Origin of the sequence: Clostridium sp. AT4 (assembly GCF_001517625.2) — a bacterium.
Taxonomy (GTDB): Bacteria; Bacillota; Clostridia; order Lachnospirales; family Lachnospiraceae; genus Enterocloster.
The window spans coordinates 378,459-402,658 of the sequence record NZ_LN999828.1; the positions used below are offsets into that span (position 1 = coordinate 378,459).

At 46.1% G+C, this 24,200-nt stretch carries 22 protein-coding genes and 1 riboswitch; of the genes, 20 read left to right on the forward strand and 2 right to left on the reverse strand.

Features of this window, described 5'->3' with window-relative positions; genetic code table 11:
• The first annotated feature begins 8 nt into the window (after window positions 1-8).
• The 12 genes from BN3656_RS08065 (at window position 9) to BN3656_RS08125 (ending at window position 15,184) form a co-directional block, all read left to right on the forward strand.
• Window positions 9-1,505: a sensor histidine kinase gene (locus tag BN3656_RS08065; protein ID WP_066546319.1), complete on the forward strand. Its 1,497-nt coding sequence runs from the start codon at window positions 9-11 to the stop codon at window positions 1,503-1,505.
• Window positions 1,502-2,191 carry a response regulator transcription factor gene (locus tag BN3656_RS08070; RefSeq protein ID WP_066546324.1) on the forward strand — a complete coding sequence of 230 codons (690 nt, stop codon included), beginning with the start codon at window positions 1,502-1,504 and terminating at the stop codon, window positions 2,189-2,191. The genes BN3656_RS08065 and BN3656_RS08070 overlap by 4 nt, the downstream gene beginning before the upstream one ends.
• Before the next feature lie 357 nt (window positions 2,192-2,548).
• Window positions 2,549-5,182, forward strand: coding sequence for a pyruvate, phosphate dikinase (gene ppdK / locus BN3656_RS08075; protein WP_066546328.1), 2,634 nt, complete (start codon window positions 2,549-2,551; stop codon window positions 5,180-5,182).
• 309 nt (window positions 5,183-5,491) lie between these two features.
• A complete protein-coding gene (locus tag BN3656_RS08080; protein WP_066546330.1) occupies window positions 5,492-5,704 on the forward strand; it encodes a FeoA family protein in 213 nt (70 codons plus the stop codon).
• Between the two features lie 78 nt (window positions 5,705-5,782).
• Window positions 5,783-7,780, forward strand: coding sequence for a ferrous iron transport protein B (gene feoB / locus BN3656_RS08085; RefSeq protein WP_066546332.1), 1,998 nt, complete (start codon window positions 5,783-5,785; stop codon window positions 7,778-7,780).
• A gap of 321 nt (window positions 7,781-8,101) precedes the next feature.
• A complete protein-coding gene (locus BN3656_RS16655; protein ID WP_081422996.1) occupies window positions 8,102-8,539 on the forward strand; it encodes a transcriptional repressor in 438 nt (145 codons plus the stop codon).
• A gap of 120 nt (window positions 8,540-8,659) precedes the next feature.
• The gene (locus BN3656_RS08100; RefSeq protein WP_066546339.1) at window positions 8,660-8,881 is read left to right on the forward strand and encodes a heavy metal-associated domain-containing protein; all 222 of its coding nucleotides are present in this window, start codon (window positions 8,660-8,662) and stop codon (window positions 8,879-8,881) included.
• 213 nt (window positions 8,882-9,094) lie between these two features.
• Window positions 9,095-9,397 carry a DUF6110 family protein gene (locus BN3656_RS08105; protein WP_081422907.1) on the forward strand — a complete coding sequence of 101 codons (303 nt, stop codon included), beginning with the start codon at window positions 9,095-9,097 and terminating at the stop codon, window positions 9,395-9,397.
• Window positions 9,398-11,485, forward strand: coding sequence for a heavy metal translocating P-type ATPase (locus tag BN3656_RS08110; protein WP_066546346.1), 2,088 nt, complete (start codon window positions 9,398-9,400; stop codon window positions 11,483-11,485).
• A gap of 198 nt (window positions 11,486-11,683) precedes the next feature.
• Window positions 11,684-11,794, forward strand: a riboswitch (TPP riboswitch).
• Window positions 11,795-11,942: 148 nt separating this feature from the next.
• Window positions 11,943-12,734: a bifunctional hydroxymethylpyrimidine kinase/phosphomethylpyrimidine kinase gene (gene thiD / locus BN3656_RS08115; RefSeq protein WP_066550623.1), complete on the forward strand. Its 792-nt coding sequence runs from the start codon at window positions 11,943-11,945 to the stop codon at window positions 12,732-12,734.
• 146 nt (window positions 12,735-12,880) lie between these two features.
• On the forward strand, window positions 12,881-13,624 hold the full coding sequence (locus BN3656_RS08120; protein WP_066550625.1) for a peptidylprolyl isomerase: 744 nt from the start codon (window positions 12,881-12,883) through the stop codon (window positions 13,622-13,624).
• A 138-nt stretch (window positions 13,625-13,762) separates the two neighbouring features.
• On the forward strand, window positions 13,763-15,184 hold the full coding sequence (locus BN3656_RS08125; protein WP_066550628.1) for a L,D-transpeptidase family protein: 1,422 nt from the start codon (window positions 13,763-13,765) through the stop codon (window positions 15,182-15,184).
• Window positions 15,185-15,249: 65 nt separating this feature from the next.
• Here the strand turns inward: BN3656_RS08125 and BN3656_RS08130 are convergent, their stop codons facing one another.
• Complete coding sequence (locus tag BN3656_RS08130) at window positions 15,250-16,473, reverse strand: BTAD domain-containing putative transcriptional regulator (RefSeq protein WP_066546350.1); 1,224 nt, start codon at window positions 16,471-16,473, stop codon at window positions 15,250-15,252.
• 171 nt (window positions 16,474-16,644) lie between these two features.
• Here BN3656_RS08130 and BN3656_RS08135 point away from each other — a divergent pair, with 171 nt between their 5' ends.
• The 5 genes from BN3656_RS08135 to BN3656_RS08155 all read left to right on the forward strand — a co-directional run bounded on the left by BN3656_RS08135 (window position 16,645) and on the right by BN3656_RS08155 (window position 21,061).
• Entirely contained in the window at window positions 16,645-17,505 is an 861-nt protein-coding gene (locus tag BN3656_RS08135) for a hypothetical protein (protein ID WP_066546354.1), read from the forward strand.
• Window positions 17,502-18,386, forward strand: coding sequence for a class B sortase (gene srtB / locus BN3656_RS08140; RefSeq protein WP_066550631.1), 885 nt, complete (start codon window positions 17,502-17,504; stop codon window positions 18,384-18,386). The genes BN3656_RS08135 and srtB overlap by 4 nt, the downstream gene beginning before the upstream one ends.
• A 201-nt stretch (window positions 18,387-18,587) precedes the next feature.
• Window positions 18,588-19,463, forward strand: a complete 876-nt coding sequence (locus BN3656_RS08145) for a transporter substrate-binding domain-containing protein (RefSeq protein ID WP_066546358.1) — start codon at window positions 18,588-18,590, stop codon at window positions 19,461-19,463.
• Between the two features lie 48 nt (window positions 19,464-19,511).
• Window positions 19,512-20,309: an amino acid ABC transporter permease gene (locus BN3656_RS08150; RefSeq protein ID WP_066546361.1), complete on the forward strand. Its 798-nt coding sequence runs from the start codon at window positions 19,512-19,514 to the stop codon at window positions 20,307-20,309.
• On the forward strand, window positions 20,306-21,061 hold the full coding sequence (locus BN3656_RS08155) for an amino acid ABC transporter ATP-binding protein (protein WP_096807412.1): 756 nt from the start codon (window positions 20,306-20,308) through the stop codon (window positions 21,059-21,061). Before BN3656_RS08150 ends, BN3656_RS08155 begins: the two co-directional genes overlap by 4 nt.
• A gap of 85 nt (window positions 21,062-21,146) precedes the next feature.
• On the opposite strand, the gene BN3656_RS08160 is transcribed toward BN3656_RS08155, so the two are convergent.
• Window positions 21,147-21,332, reverse strand: coding sequence for a hypothetical protein (locus BN3656_RS08160; protein ID WP_066546367.1), 186 nt, complete (start codon window positions 21,330-21,332; stop codon window positions 21,147-21,149).
• 208 nt (window positions 21,333-21,540) lie between these two features.
• Between BN3656_RS08160 and BN3656_RS08165 the strand changes: the two genes are divergently transcribed.
• From BN3656_RS08165 to ftsH, 3 genes are read left to right on the forward strand one after another with little or no spacing between them, the layout of a single operon-like run.
• Window positions 21,541-21,888 carry a DUF2500 domain-containing protein gene (locus BN3656_RS08165; protein ID WP_066550633.1) on the forward strand — a complete coding sequence of 116 codons (348 nt, stop codon included), beginning with the start codon at window positions 21,541-21,543 and terminating at the stop codon, window positions 21,886-21,888.
• A 28-nt stretch (window positions 21,889-21,916) separates the two neighbouring features.
• Entirely contained in the window at window positions 21,917-22,060 is a 144-nt protein-coding gene (locus BN3656_RS16660; protein WP_167544868.1) for a hypothetical protein, read from the forward strand.
• Window positions 22,053-24,089 (forward strand): ATP-dependent zinc metalloprotease FtsH, encoded by a 2,037-nt coding sequence (gene ftsH / locus BN3656_RS08170; protein WP_081422908.1) that lies wholly within the window; start codon window positions 22,053-22,055, stop codon window positions 24,087-24,089. The genes BN3656_RS16660 and ftsH overlap by 8 nt, the downstream gene beginning before the upstream one ends.
• Window positions 24,090-24,200 lie beyond the last annotated feature (111 nt).

The following is a 24,200-nucleotide window of genomic DNA, read 5'->3' on the forward strand; positions in this document are numbered from 1 at the left end:
ATGAAAAGGTGAAGATAAGGACACGGCTTGCGGTAGCATTTATTATCATAACCGTTTTTCCGATGCTTATGATCTACCTTTCTGTGATCGCCCTCAGCGATTATCAGGAAAAGTCCTTTAAAGAAGCATATGGTCTTACAGAGCAGATTGAACTGTTAAACGGCAATTCCCTTCAGGTATTTAACCGTTTGACCAGACAGTCGCAGAAAGATATCCGAAAGGTGTTGGATGAAAACCCGGATAATTACAAGGATCCGGCATATCTGGATAAAGTGAATGCAAAATTAAATGAACAGTATGCCTATCTGATTGTCCGCCGTGAGGATACGATCATTTATTACGGGGCGAACGGAGAACCGCAGGATGCGTCTCTCTGCGCTCAGCTTCCGGATTTTGATGTGATGAAGGGACGCATGGAAGGTGGGATCTATCTGGACGGCGAGAGTCAGCATCTGATCAAGCAGATGGATTTTCAGTTTTCGGACGGTGCCGAGGGAAGTGTGTTTATTGTTTCCAATGTAGACGATCTGCTTCCTGAAGTAAAGTCCATGTTTCGGGAAATGTTGTTTTTGGGCGTGGCGATTCTGGTGGTAGCGGGGTTTGCCCTTACGGTCTGGGTATACCATTCGATTTTAAGTCCATTAAACAAGCTTCAGGAGGCTACCAAGCAGATCCGGGACGGCAATCTGGAGTTTACCCTGGATGTAGATGCAGATGATGAGATAGGCCAGCTTTGCCAGGATTTTGAAGAAATGCGGATCCGTTTAAAGGAAAATGCAGAGGAAAAGCTTCAGTATGATAAGGAAAGCAAGGAGCTGATCAGTAATATTTCCCATGATCTTAAGACTCCCATTACAGCCATTAAGGGGTATGTAGAAGGGATTCTGGACGGGGTTGCTTCCTCACCTGAGAAGCTGGACAGATATATCCGCACGATTTATAATAAAGCCAATGATATGGACCGACTGATCGATGAGCTGACCTTTTACTCCAAGATTGACACAAATAAGATTCCTTATACCTTTGCAAAGATCAATGTATCCCAGTATTTTAAGGACTGTCTGGAAGAGGTGGGTCTGGATATGGAAGCAAGGGGCATTGAGCTGGGATATTTCAATTATGCGGATGAGGATGTGATGGTCATTGCAGATGCAGAGCAGATGAAGCGTGTGATCAATAACATTATCAGCAATTCCGTCAAATATCTGGACAAGAAAAAAGGGATCATCAATATTAGGATCAAGGATGTGGGAGACTTTATCCAGATTGAGATTGAGGACAATGGAAAAGGCATTGCGGCAAAGGATCTTCCCAACATATTTGACCGTTTTTACCGTACAGATTCCTCACGAAACTCTTCTCAGGGCGGCAGCGGGATCGGACTGTCCATTGTACGCAAGATCATTGAGGATCACGGAGGACGCATCTGGGCCACCAGCAAGGAAGGCATCGGAACGGAGATCCATTTTGTATTAAGAAAATATCAGGAGGTTATGCAGGAATGAGCAAAATACTGATTGTAGAGGATGAAGAAAGCATCGCAGAGCTGGAAAAGGATTATCTGGAGCTGTCCGGCTTTGAGGTTGAGATCGAAAATAACGGAACCGATGGTCTGGACCGTGCTTTAAAGGAAGACTACGATCTCCTGATCCTGGATCTGATGCTTCCGGGAACGGACGGATTTGAGATCTGCCGCAGGGTAAGGGAGATTAAAAATACCCCTATTATTATGGTTTCTGCCAAAAAGGAGGACATTGACAAAATCCGCGGTCTGGGCCTTGGAGCAGATGATTATATTACAAAGCCGTTCAGTCCCAGCGAGATGGTTGCCAGAGTGAAAGCCCACATGGCCCGCTATGAGCGTCTGATCGGAAGCGGCCAGCCCGCCAATGAGATTATTGAAATCCGCGGTTTAAAGATCGACAAAACAGCCCGCAGAGTATGGGTGGCAGGAGAGGAAAAGACCTTTACAACCAAGGAATTTGATCTGTTAACCTTTTTAGCCCAGAATCCCAACCATGTATTTACAAAGGAGGAACTGTTCAGCAAAATCTGGGATATGGAATCCATCGGCGATATTGCCACCGTTACAGTGCATATTAAGAAGATCCGGGAAAAAATTGAATTTAATACAGCCAAGCCTCAGTACATTGAGACCATCTGGGGAGTTGGGTATCGGTTTAAGGTATAGGGAAAATCCTCCGCTTGTGCGGGGGATTTTTCATATGCAGAAAGGAATGGCACATTTTTTTGTTAATAGTTACTATAAAATATTTGTTCGCATATACGAACAATAAATGAATATACGAAAATGACAGAAAATGAAAACGCTTACAGTAAATTTTGCTGTAAAATAACCAAATTTTTTCAAAATTTTGTCGGTAAAGGACTTTACTCCCCCAATCTTTGTGATATAATAAACGAGGTGGACGGATAAGGAGAACCATTGATTCCGTCTGATAGGCGGGCACAGGAAATTTCCCGGTATGTCCGGTTAAAGAGCGGCAGAGTCCTGAGGGAATCTGCCAGAATGAGGAGGAAGAAACTTATGGCTACAAAGTGGGTTTATTTATTCAGCGAAGGCAATGCGACCATGAGAAACCTGTTAGGTGGTAAGGGCGCTAACCTTGCGGAGATGACAAATCTGGGATTACCTGTACCACAGGGATTTACGATTACAACAGAGGCCTGCACCCAGTATTATGAAGATGGCAGAAAGATCAATGACGAGATCATGGGCCAGATCATGGAGCATATTGGAAAGATGGAGGAGATCACCGGCAAGAAGTTCGGCGATAAGGAGAATCCTCTGTTGGTTTCCGTTCGTTCCGGTGCAAGAGCTTCCATGCCGGGTATGATGGATACCATCTTAAACCTGGGTCTGAATGAGGAAGTAGTAGAGGTTCTGGCTGCAAAGTCCGGTAATCCGCGCTGGGCATGGGACTGCTACAGAAGATTCATCCAGATGTTTTCCGACGTTGTTATGGAAGTTGGAAAGAAGTATTTTGAAGAGTTGATCGATAAGATGAAGGCTGAGAAGGGAGTAACCCAGGACGTGGAGCTGACCGCTGAGGATCTTCACGAGCTGGCAAATCAGTTCAAGGCTGAATATAAAGAAAAGATCGGAAAGGATTTCCCAACCGATCCTAAGGAGCAGCTGATGGAGGCCATCAAGGCTGTATTCCGTTCCTGGGATAACCCAAGAGCAAACGTATACCGCCGCGATAATGATATCCCTTATTCCTGGGGTACTGCTGTAAACGTACAGATGATGGCATTCGGAAACATGGGCGAGACTTCTGGTACAGGCGTTGCATTTACCCGTGACCCAGCTACCGGCGAGAAGCACCTGATGGGCGAGTTCTTAATGAATGCTCAGGGTGAGGACGTAGTTGCAGGTGTCCGTACCCCTCAGAAGATTGACCAGTTAAAGGAAGTTATGCCGGAGGTTTATGAGCAGTTCGTAGGCATCTGCCATACTCTGGAGGATCATTACAGAGATATGCAGGATATGGAGTTCACCATTGAGGATAAGAAGCTTTATATGCTGCAGACCAGAAACGGAAAGAGAACAGCTAAGGCTGCTTTAAAGATTGCCTGTGATCTGGTAGATGAGGGCATGATCGATGAGAAGAAGGCAGTTCAGATGATCGATCCCCGTAATCTGGATACCCTGCTTCACCCACAGTTTGATGCAGAGGCATTAAAGAAGGCTGAGCCGGTTGCAAAGGCTCTGGCTGCATCCCCAGGCGCTGCCTGCGGCAAGATTGTATTTACTGCTGAGGATGCAAAAGAGTGGAAGGAAAGAGGCGAAAAGGTCGTATTAGTACGTCTTGAGACATCTCCTGAAGATATCGAAGGAATGAAGGCTTCTCAGGGTATCCTGACAGTCCGCGGCGGTATGACCAGCCACGCAGCTGTAGTTGCCCGCGGTATGGGTACCTGCTGTGTATCCGGCTGTTCCGAGATTATCATGGACGAGGCAAACAAGAAGTTCGTTCTGGCCGGAAAAGAGTACCATGAGGGCGACTGGCTGTCTATCGACGGTTCTACCGGTAAGATCTATGACGGCATTATTCCTACGGTAGATGCTACCATCGCAGGCGAGTTCGGCCGCATCATGGCATGGGCTGACAAATATAGAAGACTGAGAGTCCGCACCAATGCAGATACTCCAAGAGACGCTGCAAAGGCAAGAGAACTGGGCGCAGAGGGTATCGGCCTTTGCCGTACGGAGCATATGTTCTTCGAGGGCAACCGTATCGACGCATTCCGCGAGATGATCTGCTCCGAGACAGTAGAAGAGAGAGAAGCAGCCTTAGAGAAGATCCTTCCTGAGCAGCAGGGAGACTTTGAGAAGCTTTACGAGGCTTTAGAGGGCAATCCTGTTACCATCCGTTTCCTGGATCCGCCTCTGCATGAGTTTGTTCCTACCGAGGAAGAGGATATCAAGAAGCTGGCAGAAGCACAGGGCAAGAGCGTTGAGACCATCAAGGCAATCTGTGATTCTCTCCATGAGTTCAACCCGATGATGGGACATCGCGGCTGTCGTCTGGCTGTTACCTATCCTGAAATCGCAAAGATGCAGACAAAGGCTGTCATCCGTGCAGCAATCAACGTAAAGAAGGCTCACGCTGACTGGAACGTTTGCCCGGAGATCATGATCCCTCTGATCTGCGATATCAAAGAGTTAAAGTTTGTTAAGAAGGTAGTTGTTGAGACAGCTGATGCTGAGATCGCAGCATCCGACATTGACTTAAAGTATGAAGTAGGTACCATGATCGAGATCCCAAGAGCAGCTCTGACAGCTGACGAGATCGCAAAGGAAGCTGAGTTCTTCTGCTTTGGTACCAATGACCTGACACAGATGACCTACGGCTTCTCCCGTGATGATGCAGGCAAGTTCTTAAATGCTTACTATGATACAAAGATCTTTGAGAACGACCCATTCGCAAGACTGGATCAGACCGGCGTAGGAAAACTGATGGAAATGGCGATCAAGTTAGGCAAGAGCACCCGTCCTGATATGCATGTAGGTATCTGCGGCGAGCATGGCGGCGATCCTACTTCTGTAGAATTCTGCCACAAGATTGGTCTGGATTATGTATCCTGCTCACCATTCCGCGTTCCAATCGCAAGACTGGCAGCAGCTCAGGCAGCGATTGCCAATGCAGGAAAATAGAGAACCACAAGTAATTCTACTTCACAACGCTGGTTGTTACAAGGAAAGATGTGCAGGAATATATGAAGCATTGTTTTGGCTTCCCTTTCCTTATATCTCAAAAAGGGCTAAATCCTAAAAGCTATGGCTTTAAAGGACTTAGTCCTTTTTATATGCAAAAAATTAAATGCTTGACGATAAAAAAACTCAATAATGGACTTGACAAAATATAAAAATTAGGATAAGCTAACTTGTGTGAATGAAGAATAACTTATCTGATACATAAAATAAATATATAGATATAAAAGGAATGGAGTGTGCCAAAGGTTTATGAATTTATCAGAGGCTAAAGAAGGAAAAGAATATATTGTCAAAGATATATTGACAGATGATGAAGAATTAAATGAGTTTTTGTTTTCTCTGGGATGTTACAGCGGAGAGCCGATTACTGTGATCACGCATCGAAAAGGCGGCTGCGTGGTATCTATCAAAGATGGCAGATATAATATTGATACTGATTTAGCGCAGGCTATTTCAATATAAAAATGGTGATTTTGATCACTGTTTTTTTAAAATGATGGGTTAGCTCACGCTAATCTGAGTATGAAGGAGGAAACATCAATGAGAATTGCGTTGACAGGAAATCCCAATAGCGGAAAAACAACCATGTACAATGCGCTCACAGGAAGAAATGAACGTGTGGGAAACTGGGCTGGAGTTACAGTAGAGAAAAAAGAGAGTCCGATCAAGAAAGGATATTACGGCGGTTCGGAGGAACTGATTGCGGTAGATTTACCGGGAGCCTATTCTATGTCTCCGTTTACATCGGAGGAGAGTATTACCAGCAGTTATGTAAAAAACGAAAATCCGGATGCGATTATTAATATTGTGGATGCAACTAATTTGAGCAGAAGTTTGTTTTTTACAACGCAGCTTCTGGAACTGGGAATCCCGGTGGTAGTTGCTCTTAATAAAAGCGATATTACGGAGAAGAAAAAAACAGAAATTGATGTAAAGAAATTAGCGGATAAATTAGGCTGTCCAGTTATTCAGACTGTATCTATAACCTCAGGACATGAAGGATTAAAAGAGGTTGTAAATCATGCAGCAGCATTAAAAGGACGTGTGCAGAAAGCGCCATATGTGCAGGCGGATATTGATCTGCAAGACAAAGCGCAGGTTGAGGCAGCCGACAGGAAGCGCTTTGAATTTGTAAATGGGATTGTAAAAGCAGTAGAAAAAAGAAAAGTTTTAACAAAGGATAAAAATAAGCAGGACAGCATCGATGCGGTGCTTACCAATAAATTTGTTGGAATCCCAATCTTTGCAGTGGTTATGTTTGGCGTGTTTTACATATCCCAGTCTACGGTTGGAACATGGATTGCGGACTGGTTAGTTGGCTGTATTGAAGCTTTTCAGGGCTGGGTTGCAGGTTTGGTGGAAGGAGCAAATCCATTCCTTCAGGCGCTTTTGGTGGATGGCATCATTGGAGGCGTAGGCGCAGTAGTCGGTTTCCTGCCTCTGGTAATGGTGATGTATTTCCTGATTGCTCTTTTGGAAGACTGTGGATATATGGCTCGCGCTACTGTGGTTTTAGATCCGATTTTTAAGAGAGTTGGTTTATCAGGAAAGTCTGTAATCCCTATGGTGATCGGAACAGGATGCGCTATTCCGGGTATCATGGCATGCCGTACCATCCGGAACGAAAGAGAAAGAAGAGCAACCGCCATGCTGACGCCGTTTATGCCGTGCGGAGCAAAGCTCCCGGTGATCGCGTTATTTGCAGGGGCGTTCTTCGCAGACGCTTCATGGGTAGGGCCGACCATGTATCTGGCTGGAGCTGTGTTGATTTTCCTGGGCGCATTATTGGTAAAAAAGATTACCGGATATAAATTCCGTAAATCGTTCTTTATCATTGAACTTCCGGAATACAAAATTCCGAGTTTAAAACGGGCAACCCTTTCTATGCTTTCCCGCGGTAAGGCATACATTGTGAAAGCAGGAACGATCATTTTGGTATGTAACACTGCAGTGCAGATTATGCAGAGTTTTAACTGGCAGTTCCAGGTAGTGGAAGAGGGAATGGAACATACGTCTATCCTTGCCTCGATTGCTTCTCCTTTTGCAGTACTTCTGATCCCGCTTGGATTTGGCGTATGGCAGCTTGCAGCGGCAGCAATCACAGGTTTTATTGCAAAAGAGAACGTGGTCGGCACCCTGGCAGTTGTTTATGGACTTACGAATTTTATTGATACGGATGAGCTGGCGTTAGTTGGCGGAGCAAATGAAGTGGCAATGGTTATGGGACTTACGAAAGTCGCGGCACTTGCTTATCTGATGTTTAATCTTTTCACGCCGCCTTGTTTTGCAGCCCTTGGTGCGATGAATTCTGAAATGCAGGATAAAAGATGGCTGTGGGGAGGAATTGCATTGCAGTTAGCTACCGGTTATACAGTTGCATTTTTCGTATATCAGGTAGGTACGCTGATAACAACAGGAACCCTTGGAAACGGTTTTGTTCCGGGACTGATCGCAGTGGCTGCATTTGCCGGGGCATTGCTTGTGCTGATCCAGAGAAATGAGAAAGCTTTCAGCGCCGAGTATCGTCTCCACGCATAAAAAAGAAAGGATAGCGACGTATGGCAGATTTGTTGGTAACAGGTATCCTGCTGTTGATTATAGGCGCTGCGGCTGTTTATATATGGAAAGCAAAGAAGAGAGGCGTTAAATGTATAGGCTGCCCATCTGCAGGAAAATGTTCGGGAAAAGAAGGACATACAGTGTGCAGCTGCGGATGCCATAGTGCAGAAAAATAGGAAATTTCAGGGAAAGCCCGCACTTTGGAAAAGGTGTGGGCCTTTTATATAAAACACAGGAAATGGAGTGAGGTCTGTGAAAAGCTGCCAGAAAAATGAAAATCCGGATTTTTCCAGGACACAAATGGAAAAAGAAACAATTTTCCGTAAGTTAAGAGCGTGTGGAGGCCGTATTACGGCACAAAGGAAAATTCTTCTGGATATTATTTTGGAAGAAGAATGTGTCTGCTGTAAAGAAATTTATTATAAAGCGATAAAAAAAGACCCTGCGATCGGAATAGCGACAGTCTATAGAATGGTCAGGTCGCTGGAAGATATAGGGGCGATTCGAAGAAACAAAATGTATGAGATCCAGTATGGAAAGGAGAGGATTGAAGAAAATGCATTGGCGGACAAAATACTTGCCAGACACTCTTTTTTTCTAAAAATCCTGGTAGAGGCGGGAGTTGATCAACAGCAGGCAGAAAAAGAGGCCAGTATGCTGGAGTATATCTTGTCGGATGAAAGTTTTGATAAACTGAAAGTATATATGGAGAAAGGAACGTGGGAAAATGGTAAATGAGATTATAATTGCTGTACTTTTGATTCTGGTATTTACAGGAATCCGTTCCGGCACAAAGCACTTTAAGGGGCAGGGAGGATGCTGTGGCGGTTCTTCGCAAATCAGGACAAAAAGAAAAAATTGAAAAATATCATAGGTCAGAAGAGGGTACAGATCGAAGGCATGACCTGTGAACAGTGCAAAAATCGGGTTGAAAACGCATTGAACCGTTTGGAAGGGGTATCTGCAAAAGTGAATCTGAAGAAAAAAACGGCAGTTGTATCTATGGAAAAAGAGGTAGAAGATATGCAGCTCCAGAAAGCGGTTGAGCAGGCGGGGTATAAGGTAATACAAATACGGTGATATGATTGCGGCACGCCATTTGTTGAGAAAATATTTCATTAAAAGAAAAATACTTTGACTGTATATATATGAGAGAATATAATAACAAACCAGAGAAGAGGTGACAGAATGAAACAGCATAGGTTATGGGCATGGGCAATGATTGTTTGTCTCGTCATGTTATTCTATACCGGAAAAAAACACAAATAAAATCGCACAAGACAGAAATGGAGGATATTTATGGATAGTTTAAAATTAAAGAACCTTGCATTGTTTGCAGGCGGAGTATTATTTGGAACGGCAGGTGTGAAAATCCTTTCCAGTAAGGATGTGAAAAAAGTATATGTGGAAGGAACAGCAGCAGTTCTTCGAGCAAGAGATTGTGTGATGAAGACCGCTGAGACCGTTCAGGAAAATGCAGAAGATATCCTGGCAGAAGCAAAGCAGATCAATGAGAGGCGCGCCGCGGAAGAAGCTGCCTCTGTACAGGAAGATACAGTAGAGGATCATGCTGATCCTGAAACAGAGGAAGCGTAATTGAAATTCACTATAAAGCATGAGATTCCGGGAAGAATCCGTATTCATATGGAACAGAAACAAATGTCTTATAAAGAGGCCGATACATTACTGTATTATTTGGATACGCTGGAATATGTCACGCAGGCAAAGGTTTATAGAAGGACGGCCGATGCCTGCGTTTGCTTTTCAGGAAAACGAGAGCTGTTGATTCAGGCTTTAAGAAAATTCCGATATACGTCTGTAAAAGTTCCGGATGAAGTGTTAACAAATTCTGGAAGACAGTTGAATGATATTTATCAGGAGAAACTGATTGGTAAAGTTCTTTTTCATTATGCCGGTAAAATTTTTCTGCCATATCCGGTCAGAAAAGCAGTAGTTTTATGGAAGGCTGTACATTATTTAAAAGAAGGCTGGAAGAGTCTTGCAAGGCGGAAGCTGGAAGTCGCAGTGTTGGATGCATCAGCTATTGGCATTTCTGTTTTGCGAGGTGATTTTAATACGGCTGCTTCCGTTATGTTCCTGTTGGGAGTTGGAGAGACCTTGGAGGAGTGGACACATAAGAAATCGGTAGGAGATCTGGCACGCAGTATGTCTTTGAATGTGTCGAAGGTTTGGCTGAAAAGTGAAGAACAGGAAGTACTTGTTGATTCCAGAAAAATCAAAGAAGGGGATAATATCGTAGTTCACATGGGGAATGTTATTCCTTTTGACGGGGTGGTATGCGAAGGCGAAGGAATGGTAAATCAGTCTTCTCTGACCGGTGAACCGCTCCCGGTTTTGAAAAAGGCAGGAGGATATGTATATGCCGGAAGCGTTCTGGAAGAAGGGGAACTTACTTTTACTGTAAAAAAAGCCGGGGGTTCTTCTCGGTATGAGAAGATTGTTGAGATGATCGAGGAGTCTGAAAAGCTGAAATCTTCGTTGGAAGGAAAAGCAGAACGACTTGCAGATCGATTAGTTCCGGTGACCTTCGCAGGAACAGCTCTTACATGGCTCTTTACGCGAAATATCACGAAGGCTTTAGCTGTGCTTATGGTAGATTTTTCCTGTGCGTTAAAACTCACAATGCCGATTGCGGTATTGTCTGCAATTCGTCAGGCAGGCTCTTATGATATTACGGTAAAGGGCGGAAAATTTTTAGAAGCGGTTGCAGAAGCGGAAACGATCGTACTGGACAAAACAGGCACGCTTACAAAAGCTATGCCTACCGTGAAAATGATTGTTCCATTTTGTGAAGCAGGTGAAAATGAACTGCTTCGTATAGCGGCCTGTCTGGAAGAGCATTTTCCGCACTCTATGGCGAAGGCAGTAGTATCTGCGGCAAAAAAAGCAGGACTTGAACATGAGGAAATGCACTCGAAAGTGGAGTATATTGTAGCTCATGGTATTTCTTCCAGTATAGAGGGAAAACGTGTCTTTATAGGCAGTGCACATTTTATTTTCGATGATGAAAAATGTACTGTTCCGAAGGAATATCAGAAACAGTTTGAAAGCCTCCCGGAAGAATACTCTCATTTATATCTGGCGATAGACGGAGTTCTTGCAGCAGTGATCTGTATTGAAGATCCGTTGCGGGAGGAAAGCGCGAGCGTAGTGAGAGCATTGAAAGAGGCAGGATTTCAGAAGGTTGTTATGATGACGGGAGACAATGAGCGTACAGCAGCGTTCATTGCCCGAAAGGCAGGTGTTGATGAGTACTACTCAGAGGTATTGCCGGAAGACAAAGCCATGTTTATTGAGAAGGAAAAATCCAAAGGAAAGAAGGTACTCATGGTAGGCGACGGGATCAACGATTCTCCGGCACTTTCAGCGGCGGACGCAGGGATTGCAGTCAGCGATGGGTCAGAACTTGCCAGAGAAATTGCAGACATTACGATTCCGGCTGATAATTTATATCAGATTGTGCGATTGAAGTATCTCAGTCAGGCATTGATGAGAAGAATAAACAGGAACTATAAAGAAATAGTGGGTATTAACACATTACTCATTCTTTTAGGAGTGGGAGGAATGATACAGCCTACGACTACTGCAATGTTCCATAATATGTCTACGATAGCAATCAGTTTGCAAAGTATGCAAAATCTTTCGGAAATAGAAGAAGTTTAAACAAATGTGATCCGCTGTCATACCGGCAGTAAAAATGGTTTAACAGAGATTCTGGGAAGCTGTTGCGGATAAAATAGTTTAGGAGGATTTGGAAAACTCTCCGCTGACTGCTGAAATGATGTGATATGAGAGAGGGATAACTGGTTTAAGGCCGGTTATCCCTCTTGCTTTTTAGGACAGAAGGATTATAATAAAAAGTAATATAAAAAGGGGAGCTCGCGCAAGCGGGCTGAGAGTAAGCTGACAGCGCTTAGACCCGTGAACCTGATTTGGATAATGCCAACGTAGGGAAGCTTTTAAAGAGAGAGTGCACCTGCCGGGGTGGGATTATGTCGCTGATGCGACCCGCCGCAGGCGGAGAATCCTGCTTGCGAGATTCGTTTTTATGGCAGCCGAAGTATGTTTTATCGCTGTGAGTCTTGATCGTTCCCTTTTTGTAAACAGAAAGGAGATTCAAATGAAAACGGTATTGACGATAGCAGGCAGCGACAGCAGCGGAGGAGCAGGAATCCAGGCGGATTTAAAGACTATGCTGGCAAATGGAGTATATGGAATGAGCGCCATCACGGCTCTCACAGCACAGAATACAACCGGTGTAAGCGCTATCATGGAGGTGGCGCCGGAATTTCTGGAGAAGCAGCTGGATGCAGTATTTACGGATATACGGCCGGATGCGGTAAAAATCGGCATGGTATCTTCTGCACAGCTGATCAAGGTGATCGCAGAGCGCCTGAGCTTTTATCAGGCGGAACATATTGTAGCAGATCCGGTGATGGTAGCCACCAGCGGAGCCAGACTCATAGGAGAAGATGCGGTGGAGATGCTGAAAGAGCGGCTGCTGCCTCTGGCAGCTTTGGCGACGCCCAATATACCGGAGGCAGAGGTGCTTTCCGGCTGTGAAATCCGGTCTGAAGAGGACATGGAAACAGCGGCCAGGATCATTTCACAGACATATGGCTGCAGTGTACTCTTAAAGGGAGGGCACCGGATCAATGATGCCAATGATTATTTATACAGAATGGGCCATGGAATCTGGCTTTACGGAAAAAGGATCAACAATCCCAATACCCATGGTACCGGCTGTACCCTGTCCAGCGCCATTGCTTCCAACCTGGCAAAGGGAATGGAACTGGAGGCTGCAGTCGCTCAGGCGAAGCGGTATCTTTCTGCTGCCCTGGAAGCACAGCTTGATCTGGGAAGGGGAAGCGGCCCCATGGATCACGGCTTTGCTGTCAGGGGAGAATATTAAGCACAGTGCTTTAGGCAAATTGTGACTAAACTGTGATATTTTTATAAAGTCCTTTACTTGTGGATATCCGGAATGGTACAATGATCTGGCTGCCTCTTATCAGAAAAAAGGGGCAGATGAACGGACGGGAAAGGAAGGAATACAGGATGAAAAAATGGATGACAGTCTGTCTGGCCGCAGTGACAGCAGCAGTATTTATGGCCGGATGCGGCAGTACATCAGATGCAAAGGAAACAGCAAAGGAGACAGCAGCGGCTTCTTCAGAGGTAGAAACCACAAAGGCAGAAACAGCAGCAGAGTCTGAGAAAGAGACAGCAGCGGAAGACGGAACAGCCCAGGCAGATGAAAAGAGTACAGCAGGTCATAAGGGGAGTCTGGATCTGCAGGCTGCAGCCGGAAAGCACCATATAGAGATCAATGTAAAGGATTATGGCACCATTTTCGTAGAGCTGGACGGAGACAGCGCCCCGATCACAGTGGCAAATTTCATGGATCTGGCAGAACAGGGATTTTATGACGGACTTACCTTCCATCGGATCATCAGCGGATTTATGATTCAGGGAGGAGATCCCATGGGAAATGGTATGGGAGGCTCAGAACGGGAAATCAAAGGCGAATTTTCCTCCAATGGTGTAGAGAATGACTTATCTCACACAAGAGGCGCCATTTCCATGGCACGTTCCCAGATGAAGGACAGTGCAAGCTCCCAGTTTTTTATTGTACATGAGGACAGTACGTTCCTGGACGGTGAATACGCCTGCTTTGGCTATGTAACCGATGGTATGGAGGTTGTGGACGCAATCTGTAAGGATACTCAGGTAGAGGATAATAATGGTACAGTTGCAAAGGATAATCAGCCGGTGATCGACAGCATTAAGGTCATTGACTGATCAAGTTCAAAGGAGATCTTTCGGGAAGGGGGGTCTCTTTTACATTTTTTAATAAAAATTGTAGGCAATTGTAAGATGCACAGAAGGAAAAGTATGCTAGAATAAAATATGAGATTTTATATCAGAAAGGATGTTTTTATGCGTAAAAATAAAACTGCTCTTTTTCTGGCAGCCGTTTCTTTGTCTGCTTTTTTTGCCGTTTCTTCCCCGGGAGCTCAGGAAGACGCTTCGCGGTTTGTGGACGGTACCAGGATCAACAGCGTAGGTGTGGGAGGACTCACACCGGAGGAGGCCAGAGAACGGATCCAGGGATTTTATGCCGGCGAATACGAGCTTTCTGTCATAAAAAAGGACGGGAGCAGGGAGGTGATCCGGGGAGAAGCAATTGATTATCAGGTTGCGTTGACAGATGATCTGGATGCTATCCTGAAGGCTCAGAACGAAGGGGGGAGGCAATCCGGCCCCTCGGTAGACAATTCACATCAGGCAGCGCTTGCTCCCTCCTACAGCCAGGAAAAGCTGGATCAGGCCATTGAAGCACTTTCCGTATTAAACAGCAGCGCTGTTACAGTTACAAAGGACGCTTCGATTTCACCCTATGAGGAAGGAAAGCCATTTTCCATTGTTCCCGCAGTACAGGGAAATGATGTGGATCGGGAAAAAACGATTTTGGCAGTAAATGAGGCTGTAAAGGCAGGAAGAAATGAATTGGATCTGGAGGCAGAAGGCTGCTACCGAACCGTCAGCCTGTGGGAAAGTGATGAACATTTGAAGAATCTCTGTGATGCCATGAACAGCCGGAGAGAAAAAAAGCTCCGTTATGTATTCGGAGAGGCAGAGGAGTTTTTGACAGGAGAAACCATGGCCAGCTGGATCACGGGGGTATCAGAGGGAAAGATTACGGTTGATCAGGAAAAGGCAGCGGCTTTCGTAAGGGATCTGGCTTCCCGATATGACACAGCTGGAACAGCCAGAACCGTAACAAAGGCAGCAGGAGGTCAGGCAGAGATCACAGGCCCCTATGGCTGGAAGATCGATCAGGCAGCAGAGACGGCAGCCCTTATGGAGCTGGTTTCTTCGGGAAGCTGCTGGAGCGAAGGACAGGCTCAGGCCGACAGAGAGCCTGTTTACAGCCAGAAGGCTGCGTCCAGAGAGGGAATGGATTGGGGAACTACCTATGTTGAGGTCGATCTGGGAGGCCAGCACGTTTATATGTTCAAAGAGGGCCAGATCGTATGGGATGCTCCCTGTGTCACAGGAAATGTGTCAAAGGATTATACCACTCCTTCAGGAATCTACAGCCTGACCTATAAGGAAGAGGATCGGATACTCAGAGGAAAGAAAAAGCCTGACGGAACCTATGAGTATGAGAGCCATGTAGATTACTGGATGCCTTTTAACGGCGGGATCGGCCTTCATGACGCATCTTGGAGAAGCAAGTTTGGCGGAACGCTTTATCAGACCGGAGGCAGCCACGGCTGCATCAATCTTCCTCCCCAAAAGGCTCCGGCGCTGTATGATCTGGTGTATAAGGGGATCCCGGTACTCTGTACTCCATAAAATGACCCGCCCGGAGATCAGAAGCACTCTCCGGGCGGGTGATAAAAATTGTATGGAAGGCAGGATCAGAACCCTTCATCCCGATTCAAGGGCTTTAAGGGCTGTAAACGGAATTCAACAGTCATGTCCTTTCGGTTGTAAACTTTTCGGAAATTGGTGATGATCCGTTTCAGCACCATCTCAGCCATTTCTGAAGTAATCGTAGGAAGAAGGATCAGATATTGGCTGATGCTGTAACGGGTAAATACATCACTGCATCTTAGGGAACCTCGGATGGATGCTTCCAGATGCTCCATTGCTTTGTTTAAGATCAGGGTTTTAAGTGATTTTCCATTCAGACCGGTTACGGTAAGCATACACAGATAGATGGAATCGCCGGTGCGGTCAATGGCCCGCCGCTCCAGCTGAAACAGATCACGGAATACAGGGTATTCGCAGTAAAAGGCACCGCCGGAGCTTTCTTCGCTGAGGGCGTGCTGGATATGATCCAGGTTCAGGTTGACACCCTGTTCGTCATCGCGGATGATCTTATAAAGATCCTTAAAATGATCAGAGGGGGAGATGGAAAACTCACTGTAAAAGAGATCCAGAGTGTTGTTGTATTCTTCCAGCGCCTGATGGGTGTGGCCGTCCCGATACAGAGAATAAACCAGCTGATAGCGGAATTCTTCGTCAAAGGGTTCAATGGCAATAGCGGTCTGACACAGGGCGGTGATCTGGGAAAAGGCTTTCTTTGCAGTCAGAAGATGAATGGTATAGTGGATCAGCTTTTGATACAGCGTATGGTAATAGGTGCTGATCGGGATGACCCAGGATTCGTACTCCGCTTTTGGAAGAAAATCTCCCCTGTAAAGTTCAACGCCGGCAAAACAGAGGGAAAGGGCTTCCTCCTCCGGCAGAGATTCATTTAACACACGGGTACAGATCGTTTCAAATTCATCAATATCTAAAACAGTAGTATATTCTTTGGTCCAGGCATAAGTTCCGCGCTGTTGGACTAAAAGCTTCTGAGGCGGAATATCCAGAGGCTCTAAAAGCTTTCTTGAGCGGAACATCAGGGTTTTAAGCGCTCCTGCAGGATTAACACCCGGATCATCCGGCCATATTACCTGGATCAGTTCTGCCGGACTGATATCCTTTTTCTGGAAGATTGCCAGATATTCTAAAAGAACCCATGGCTTTTTTGACTGATTGCTGCTGTCGTTGATTACCTTCCCCCCGGCTTCGATTGAAAAGCCTCCCAAGGTATGTATATAAATTGTAGGATTTAAGTCAAATGCTGATGGCATCTTTTGTAACTCCTTCATACTAATATATGTTAAGTATAACCATATAAGGGGAAAATGTCTACATCTTCTGCCGGAAAGAAAAAGAAAAATGAGAAAATAGCCCGATTTGTAACCGGATTGTAACCGGAAACTGATATACTAGAAAAAAGTGACAGAAAAAGGGGATGAAAAATGCCAATGACCAAAAAAGGTTTATTGCCGAATGCATACCGGTTTATCCATATTGCAGCAGACGGATTTGAAGACCGTATACTGAAGGGGAGACTCTATCATGACAGCCGGGAAGGCGGTATGCCTTTCATCGGCCTTTCGGAGATGATACTGATCCTGGAGGAATTATTCGATGAGATCCACTATCCAATAAAGAGCGTTGACTATAGAAATTTTTCAGGAAAAAGCCGGGAGCTGAAGGCCGAGACCGGAGAAATGGAGGCTTCACAGCTTTTGCCGGAGCGAAAGGGAAAAAAAGCTGATTTTACGCTGCATGTAAAATACAGATACAATGCTACCTGGCAGGGGAGCATTACCAATATGGGAACAGGGGAACGGAAGTCGTTTTTAAGCCTGATGGAGCTTATGGATATTCTGGCAGTTTCCTTAGGCAGTCAGATCCGTCCCGGAGGAACCGGTCTTGGAAAGCGGATGTGTGAGGTAACGGTACGAAATTATGAGGGCTGTCAGATGGGAGGCGATGTATCACACCCGGCAGTAGCAGACCGCAGAACCTTTATCAACGAATTTGATCTGAAGGAGGAGATCGCGGCCATGCTGGATCCGCTTCCGGAGGGAAGCCGGCCGGATGGCATCATTATCCCCCGAAGCTTTCATGTGGCAGTTGGAAATTACGGCCCTGCAACGTTTGTGATCCGTATTCTGTTCCGGCGCAATGCTACCTGGCAGGGAACTGTCAGCTGGAGGGAAAAGCGTTCACAGGTAAATTTCAGAAGCTTTATGGAGCTTCTTTTGCTGATGCAGGAGGCCGTGGGGCGTACTGGTGAATGGAAACAGCAGGAAAGGAACATTTCAGTATGAACGAGAATGAAAGGAAAAGCGGCGGAAAGCGGCGGGTGCTGATGTTTATTCTGCTGGCTGTATTTCTTATAAGCGGCGCTTTGACCGTACATCAGTATTTAGAGGATAAGCGGATCCAGGAAGAATATGAACGACTGGCAGAGGAAGCGGCCAGACAGACAACAGAAGCTCCTACAGAGCCTGAAACGGAGGAAACAGAGCCGTTAGAGGAAGCGTATGTCTCTCCTATTGATTTTGAGGCGCTGACTGTGGAAAATCCGGACACCATAGGATGGATCAGGATTCCTGATACAAATGTGGATTATCCCATCGTGCAGGGAACGGATAATGATTTTTATCTGGATCACGATTTTTATGGGAAGGAAAGTGCGGCAGGCTCCATTTATCTGGATTTTGAAAGCGAAGCGGATCTGCAGGGACGCAATCAGATCCTCTACGGCCACAATATGAAGAATGGAAGCATGTTTAAGGATATCAACCGCTACAAGGATCCGGAGTATTTTAAGGAGCATCAGTATTTCAGCATCTACACGCCGGAGCGTGAGATCCGCTTAAAAGCTGTGTCCTGCTACTATGGAGAAGCCAAGCCCATTGTACGCATGACGGGCTTTAAAACCCAGGAGACATTTGATGAATTTGTAAGGACAATGGTGGAACCCTGTTCCTATAAGGAAGAGGTGGAATATCCGGCCAGAAGTATTTTCACTCTGGTAACCTGCAGCTATGAGATCAATGATGCCAGAACCTTTCTTTTTGCCGTAGAGGTGGATGAGGAGGGCGATCAGATCCCCATGGATGAGGAATATAAAGAAAAGATGGAGGCTGTTCTGGAAAAAAAGCTTAAGGCAGCGGAAAATATTTCCGATGAAAATGGAAAATAAGGTATTGGAAAACCGGAAATGTTATGATATACTACGCATCAGAAACATGCAGAAGTATGTGTGCAGTATTAAAAATGGTTCGTGACAAAGAAGTCATACCTGAAGGGATGGGTGTGACTTTTTTGTCTGTTTTCCATTTTTTGGTATATGCATCAGATTTGATCATGCTTTAGAAGAAAGAAAACAATGAGGAGAGAAAATATGAAAAAGAATGTAAAGAGAATGATGGCACTTGCAGCAGCAGGCATTCTTGCAGCAGGGGCGCTGACCAGCTGCGGCGGCGGAGCAGATACGGCAAAGACAGAAGGCGCAGCAGCTTCTGGTGAAAAGAAAACCCTTAAAGTGGCTATGGAGTGCGCCTATGCTCCCTACAACTGGACACAGCCTGATGATTCCAACGGCGCAGTTCCGATTTCCGGAAGCAATGAGTATGCTTACGGTTACGATGTTATGATGGCAAAGAAAATCTGTGAGGAGCTGGGATATGACCTTGAGATTGTGCGTCTGGATTGGGATTCTCTGATTCCAGCCGTTACGACCGGACAGGCAGACTGTGTGATCGCAGGACAGTCCATTACTTCCGAGCGTCTTCAGGCCGTTGATTTTACCGTTCCCTATTATTATGCAAGTATTGTTACCCTGGTAAAAAAAGGAAGCAAATATGAAAATGCCAAGAGCGTAGACGATCTGGCAGGCGCTACCTGTACCTCCCAGCAGAGCACCATCTGGTACAACACCTGCCTGCCCCAGATCCAGGATGCCAATATTCTGGCAGCCACTGCCAATGCTCCTGATATGCTGATGTCTCTTAACGCGGACAAGTGCGATCTGGTAGTGACGGATCAGCCTACCGGCAAGGGCGCTCTGATCGCATACCCTGACTTCAAGCTCATAGAGTTTGGCGGTGGAGAGAATGATTTCCAGGTAACAGATGAGGATATCAACATCGGAATTTCTCTAAAGAAGGGAAATACTGAACTGAAGGAAGCCATTGACAGCGTGCTTTCAAAGATGACAAAAGAGGATTTCTCCAAAATGATGGATGAGGCCATTTCCGTACAGCCTCTTGTAAACTGATGATCTCTGCCGGCAGATCCCGGCAGCTTTACAAATAAGGAGAATATTATGCCAACCGATTTTTTTGGCCGTGTGATGGCTGTGTTCAGCCGTTACGGCGTATCCATGCTTCAGGGCGCAGGCGTCAGCTTACAGATTGCCTTGGTGGGAACCATTGCAGGCTGTGTCATTGGCTTTGCAGTGGGCATTGTCCAGACCATACCCTCAGAAAAGGGAGATAATCCGATCAAACGGGGAATCCTGTGGATCGTGAAGCTTATTTTAAATATATATGTGGAGTTTTTCAGAGGTACTCCCATGATGGCTCAGGCCATGTTTATTTACTATGGACTGATGCCCCTGTTAAATATCAACAGCTCTATTTTAAATGCCGCTTATTTTATCCTTTCCATTAACACCGGAGCATATATGGCGGAGACTGTCCGCGGAGGTATCCTTTCGATTGATAAGGGACAGACCGAGGGAGCCATGTCCATCGGAATGACCCATGTGCAGACTATGCTGTATGTGATCCTGCCTCAGGCGCTGAGAAACCTGATGCCCCAGATTGGAAATAACCTGATCATCAATATCAAGGACAGCTGCGTTCTTTCCGTGATCGGTGTAGCAGAGCTGCTTTATAAGACAAAGGCCGCAGCAGGTGCGCTGTATATGAACTTTGAAACGTACACCATTACTATGGTTATGTACTTTATCATGACCTTTGCATGCTCCCGTCTGCTGCGCCTGTGGGAAAAGAAGATGGACGGCGCAGACAACTTTGATCTGGCAACAACGGATACGCTGGCATATACCAGCGGTATGTACCGTTATCCCGACGACAGAGATAAAAAGGAGGGGGTATAATGAGCGAGAAGATACTTGAAATCCGCCATTTAAGCAAGACCTTCGGCACGAATCTGGTCTTAAAGGATATTGATTTTACCGTCAATAAAGGCGATGTAACCTGTATTATCGGAGCCTCCGGTTCCGGAAAATCCACCCTCTTGCGGTGTCTGAACCTTCTTGAAACGCCAACCACGGGAGAGATTCTGTACCATGGAAATAACATTGCAGACCCAAAGGTAAATGCAGCCAAATACAGATCAAGAGTGGGAATGGTATTTCAGAGCTTTAACCTGTTTAACAACATGACAGTTCTGGAAAACTGCGTGGTAGGACAGGTAAAGGTACTGAAAAAGGATAAGGAAACCGCCAGAAAGAATGCTCTTTCCTATCTGGAAAAGGTTGGAATGGCTCCCTATATTAATGCAAAGCCAAAGCAGCTGTCCGGCGGACAGAAGCAGAGAGTCGCCATTGCCAGAGCGCTGGCTATGGAGCCGGAACTTCTGCTGTTTGATGAGCCCACCTCAGCTCTGGATCCGCAGATGGTAGGAGAGGTTTTGGAGGTTATGAGAAAGCTGGCCTCTGAGGGACTGACTATGATCATCGTGACCCATGAGATGGCCTTTGCAAGAGATGTTTCCAGCCAGGTCGTATTTATGGCGGGAGGCGTAATCGTGGAGGAAGGCGAACCGGCCCAGATTTTCGGAGCTCCGAAGGAGCATCAGACGAAAGAGTTTCTGGGGCGGTTTATGCATGAGAGAGCCGCTTTATAACTGAATAGTAAAGAGAAAGCCCGGATGAAGGGCAGCCTTAGGCTGTCTGTTCGTCCGGGCTTTTTGGCTGTCATCCCTATGGAAATTACCTGGCCTTTGTGATGTAGGGATAAATCTCTTCATAAGCCTCTCTCTGGGCCTCATCCTCAGGAAGAGCCGGGATCAGACCCGTACAGTCCATGGAAGAACAGGCCTGAATATCAATGTCATAATTGTTTTTATGGACCTGAGTTTCTGAATGTCTGCCGGCTGGATGTCTTGTTTGCGCCATTTCTTGTCACCTCCTGACACGCATCACCATGTTCTTTTGATAGTGTGGATTTAAGAGCGGTTTTTATGCGGAAAGGCAGAAAGATAAGGTGGAAAAATGGGGAAGAAACGGGGAAAAATGTTTATGGAAGCGTAAGCAAAATGTAAAAAAGACAGGGGGATTTTATGATATAGTAAGAGTAGGAATACATGGGGAGGTACGGCATATGATGGAATATTTTTTTATGGGCGGATTTGAGATCATGTTTTTGATGGTATTTGTGCTTATTTTCGGGATGATCCTTGTGGTGATCGTGCGTGGAATCGGAGAGTGGGGGAAGAATAACCGGTCTCCCAGGCTGGACGTATCTGCAACGGTTGTTTCCAAACGTACACATATTATGAGAAATCAAAACCATACAAGCTCTTCCAGCTACTATGTTACCTTTCAGGTGGAAAGCGGAGACCGGATGGAACTCAGGCTGGGCGGAAGAGAGTATGGGCTTTTGGCAGAGGGAGATAAGGGAAAGCTTCATTTTCAGGGAACGAGATATCTGGGGTTTGACCGGAACTGGTAGAGCGGGGAAATGGATATGGATGAGGAAAATGACCCATCTTAAGGGAAATTTTATACTTCTGCTCCTTGATTTATGGATGGACTGCCACTATAATAGAAAAGAATGGGTTTTGGCACGTTTTATGCGTGTGAAGGCAGCCTGTTCAGAGGGAGAAATAGCACAGTATGGATAATAACAAGAAGCAAAACCAGAATATGAACAGTAACTGGCAGACTATTGCCATGCTGGTGGTGGCTGCTCTGCTGACGATCATGATCGTGAGCTGGATGAATTCCGCAGTGGAATCCAGACAGCGCAAGGAACTGTCATACAATGAATTTGTACAGATGGTGGAAGACGGCAAAGTGGAATCCATCCGGGTAAAGGATGCTGTTATTGAAGTAATGCCAAAGGCAGAGGCAACGGAATATTCCCAGCAGATGAAATACTATGTAGTCCGTATAGAAGGGGATTACCAGTTTTTAAATCGTGTGCTGGAGAACAATGTTATAACCAATCGGGAAAATGGCAGTACCAACGCACTTCTTATCGCTCTGCTTAACTATGCAGTACCGTTCCTGATCCTTTTGTTCCTTATGAACTTCACCATGAAGCGCATGGGCGGAGGCGGCATTATGGGCGTTGGAAAGAGTAATGCCAAGATGTATGTCCAGAAGGAAACCGGCATTACCTTTAAGGATGTGGCCGGAGAGGACGAGGCGAAGGAGTCCCTGACAGAAATTGTAGATTTCCTTCACAATCCCGGAAAGTACACAAAGATCGGTGCAAAGCTTCCAAAGGGAGCACTGCTGGTGGGGCCTCCAGGAACGGGTAAAACCCTTCTGGCAAAGGCGGTGGCAGGAGAAGCACATGTGCCCTTTTACTCCCTGTCCGGTTCCGATTTTGTGGAAATGTTTGTGGGCGTGGGTGCGTCCCGTGTCCGTGACCTGTTTAAAAATGCGACAGAAAATGCGCCGTGTATCATCTTTATCGACGAGATTGACGCTATCGGCCGCAGCCGCGATAGCCGCATGGGCGGAAATGATGAGAGGGAGCAGACCTTAAACCAGCTTCTTTCTGAGATGGATGGCTTTGATTCTACAAAGGGACTTCTTGTTTTAGGAGCTACCAACCGGCCTGAGATCCTGGATCCCGCGCTCCTTCGTCCCGGACGTTTTGACCGCCGGGTAGTAGTAGATAAGCCGGATCTGAACGGAAGAATCAATATTTTAAAGGTACATTCCAAGGAAGTGCTTTTGGATGAAACCGTTGATTTCAAGGAAATTGCTCTGGCCACTTCTGGCGCTGTGGGCGCTGATCTTGCAAACATGATGAATGAAGCTGCTATCAATGCAGTTAAAAACGGCAGAAGCGCTGTTTCACAGAAGGATCTCTTTGAGGCTGTGGAGGTGGTTCTGGTCGGTAAGGAAAAGAAAGACCGGATCATGAGCAAGGAGGAGCGGCGGATCGTATCGTATCACGAGGTAGGACACGCTCTGGTAAGCGCCCTGCAGAAGCATTCGGAGCCTGTACAGAAGATCACCATTGTTCCAAGAACCATGGGTGCATTGGGATATGTAATGAATGTTCCGGAAGAAGAGAAGTTCTTAAATACCAAGAAGGAGCTGGAGGCCCGTCTGGTAGAGCTCATGGGCGGCCGCGCGGCAGAGGAGATTGTATTTGAGACTGTTACTACCGGGGCTTCCAATGATATCCAGCAGGCCACCAATCTGGCAAGAGCCATGGTAACCCAGTATGGTATGTCTGAGAAATTCGGCCTCATGGCCTTAGAAAGCCAGGAGAACCAGTATCTGACCGGCCGTGCCATATTAAATTGCGGTGACGCCACAGCGGCTGAGATTGACAAGGAAGTGATGAAGGTCTTAAAGGACGCTTATGAAGCGGCAAAGAGCCTGCTCAATGAGAACCGTGACGCCATGGATCAGATCGCAGACTTCCTGATTGAAAAGGAAACCATCACCGGAAAAGAGTTTATGAAGATATTCCGCAAGGTAAAGGGAATCCCGGAGCCTGAGGAAACGCCGGAGGAGGAGAATGGACTGCCGGATACGGAGCATCTGAAGGCTGAGGATGATGCGGCTGGGGCAGTAAGGGAAAGTGAGCCTGAAGCCAGACCGGAACATTCGTCTGAATCAGAGGCAATGGATGTTACAGAGCCTGCAGAGGAAAAACAGGCAGAGGATACCCCATCTCAGGAATAAAACATAATATGCGACAGGATGAAGATTCTGTGCAAAAGGAAAAAAGCTGCTTTTAAGCCGTAATCCCCTTATGAGGGGAATGGCTTTGGAGCAGCTTTTCAATTTTCAGCG

Bases quoted from the DNA above. Each gene is read 5' to 3' on its own strand.
- feoB (WP_066546332.1), top strand. From the start codon at position 5,783: ATGAGAATTGCGTTGACAGGAAATCCCAATAGCGGAAAAACAACCATG.
- BN3656_RS08130 (WP_066546350.1), bottom strand. From the start codon at position 16,473: ATGCCATCAGCATTTGACTTAAATCCTACAATTTATATACATACCTTG.
- BN3656_RS08080 (WP_066546330.1), top strand. From the start codon at position 5,492: ATGAATTTATCAGAGGCTAAAGAAGGAAAAGAATATATTGTCAAAGAT.
- ppdK (WP_066546328.1), top strand. From the start codon at position 2,549: ATGGCTACAAAGTGGGTTTATTTATTCAGCGAAGGCAATGCGACCATG.
- BN3656_RS08145 (WP_066546358.1), top strand. From the start codon at position 18,588: ATGAAAAAGAATGTAAAGAGAATGATGGCACTTGCAGCAGCAGGCATT.
- ftsH (WP_081422908.1), top strand. From the start codon at position 22,053: ATGGATAATAACAAGAAGCAAAACCAGAATATGAACAGTAACTGGCAG.
- BN3656_RS08160 (WP_066546367.1), bottom strand. From the start codon at position 21,332: ATGGCGCAAACAAGACATCCAGCCGGCAGACATTCAGAAACTCAGGTC.
- BN3656_RS08120 (WP_066550625.1), top strand. From the start codon at position 12,881: ATGAAAAAATGGATGACAGTCTGTCTGGCCGCAGTGACAGCAGCAGTA.
- BN3656_RS08135 (WP_066546354.1), top strand. From the start codon at position 16,645: ATGCCAATGACCAAAAAAGGTTTATTGCCGAATGCATACCGGTTTATC.
- BN3656_RS08125 (WP_066550628.1), top strand. From the start codon at position 13,763: ATGCGTAAAAATAAAACTGCTCTTTTTCTGGCAGCCGTTTCTTTGTCT.
- BN3656_RS08070 (WP_066546324.1), top strand. From the start codon at position 1,502: ATGAGCAAAATACTGATTGTAGAGGATGAAGAAAGCATCGCAGAGCTG.
- BN3656_RS16660 (WP_167544868.1), top strand. From the start codon at position 21,917: ATGACCCATCTTAAGGGAAATTTTATACTTCTGCTCCTTGATTTATGG.
- BN3656_RS16655 (WP_081422996.1), top strand. From the start codon at position 8,102: ATGGAAAAAGAAACAATTTTCCGTAAGTTAAGAGCGTGTGGAGGCCGT.
- thiD (WP_066550623.1), top strand. From the start codon at position 11,943: ATGAAAACGGTATTGACGATAGCAGGCAGCGACAGCAGCGGAGGAGCA.
- BN3656_RS08165 (WP_066550633.1), top strand. From the start codon at position 21,541: ATGGAATATTTTTTTATGGGCGGATTTGAGATCATGTTTTTGATGGTA.
- BN3656_RS08150 (WP_066546361.1), top strand. From the start codon at position 19,512: ATGCCAACCGATTTTTTTGGCCGTGTGATGGCTGTGTTCAGCCGTTAC.
- srtB (WP_066550631.1), top strand. From the start codon at position 17,502: ATGAACGAGAATGAAAGGAAAAGCGGCGGAAAGCGGCGGGTGCTGATG.